The 239-nt window shown below is 43.1% G+C and carries 1 protein-coding gene; it reads left to right on the plus strand.

The features are described 5' to 3' along the window. Positions 1–239 (plus strand): hypothetical protein (locus tag H4J62_RS20165; protein WP_220469609.1); only part of this gene is annotated, 239 nt, incomplete at both ends.

Below are 239 nucleotides of genomic sequence, written 5' to 3' on the forward strand. Positions count from 1 at the left end.
CTAATTACTTACATTGTTACTGACGGTGCAGGTGACACTCAGAGTTCTACCCTAACCATTTCAGTAACACCGGTTTCTGATTTAAGTGATGATAGTGAAACTGTCACGATAGCTGAAGATACAATCGCAACAGGTAATGTGCTTGATAATGCAGAAACAGCAGACGGTCCGTTAACCGTAACGAGCTTTAGTGTTGGTGGGAATACGTACAATGCAGGTGATACGGTTACTCTTGCGGA

The organism is Colwellia sp. BRX8-5 (assembly GCF_014077325.1).
In the GTDB taxonomy this organism is placed as follows: Bacteria; Pseudomonadota; Gammaproteobacteria; order Enterobacterales; family Alteromonadaceae; genus Colwellia_A.